Source organism: Streptomyces wedmorensis (assembly GCF_000716445.1).
GTDB classification, from domain to species: domain Bacteria; phylum Actinomycetota; class Actinomycetes; order Streptomycetales; family Streptomycetaceae; genus Streptomyces; species Streptomyces wedmorensis.
In genome coordinates this window covers 1-1,147 of the sequence record NZ_JNWK01000151.1, presented here as the reverse complement: position 1 = coordinate 1,147, position 1,147 = coordinate 1, and the positions used below count along the sequence as shown (strand labels likewise).

Sequence of the window (1,147 nt, the reverse complement as noted above, 5' to 3'; positions counted from 1 at the left end):
CAAGGACTTCGACCTTTATCGGCCCTCCGAGGAGCACGACATGCTCCGGGAGTCGGTCCGCGCGCTCGCGGAGGCGAAGATCGTTCCGTTCGCGGCGGCGGTGGACGAGGAGGGCCGGTTCCCGCAGGAGGCGCTGGACGCGCTGGTCGCCAACGACCTGCACGCGGTGCACGTCCCCGAGACCTACGGCGGCGCCGGCGCGGACGCGCTGGCGACCGTGATCGTGATCGAGGAGGTCGCGCGGGCCTGCGGCTCGTCCTCGCTGATCCCGGCCGTCAACAAGCTGGGCTCGCTGCCGGTGATCCTCTCCGGCTCCGAGGAGCTCAAGCACAAGTACCTCGGCCCGCTGGCCAAGGGCGACGCGATGTTCTCCTACGCGCTGTCCGAGCCCGACGCGGGCTCGGACGCGGCGGGCATGAAGACCCGTGCCGTCCGCGACGGCGACCACTGGATCCTCAACGGCGTCAAGCGGTGGATCACCAACGCCGGCGTCTCCGAGTACTACACCGTGATGGCCGTCACCGACCCCGACAAGCGCTCCAAGGGCATCAGCGCCTTCGTCGTGGAGAAGTCCGACGAGGGCGTGTCCTTCGGCGCCCCGGAGAAGAAGCTCGGCATCAAGGGCTCCCCGACCCGCGAGGTCTACCTCGACAACGTGCGCATCCCCGCCGACCGCATGATCGGCGCCGAGGGCACCGGCTTCGCCACCGCGATGAAGACCCTGGACCACACCCGCATCACCATCGCCGCCCAGGCCATCGGCATCGCCCAGGGCGCCCTCGACTACGCCAAGGGCTACGTCAAGGAGCGCAAGCAGTTCGGCAAGCCGATCGCCGACTTCCAGGGCGTCCAGTTCATGCTCGCCGACATGGCCATGAAGCTGGAGGCCGCCCGCCAGCTCACCTACGCGGCCGCCGCCAAGTCCGAGCGCGTCGACGGCGACCTCACCTTCTTCGGCGCCGCGGCCAAGTGCTTCGCCTCCGACGTCGCCATGGAGGTCACCACCGACGCCGTCCAGCTCCTGGGCGGCTACGGCTACACCCGCGACTACCCCGTGGAGCGCATGATGCGCGACGCCAAGATCACCCAGATCTACGAGGGAACCAACCAGGTTCAGCGCATCGTGATGGCCCGCAACCTCCCGTAA

At 69.0% G+C, this 1,147-nt stretch carries 1 protein-coding gene; it reads left to right on the top strand.

From position 1 onward, the window contains the following. A partial coding sequence (locus OO54_RS40865) for an acyl-CoA dehydrogenase (protein ID WP_033212797.1) occupies window positions 1-1,147 on the top strand: 1,147 nt, incomplete at its 5' end.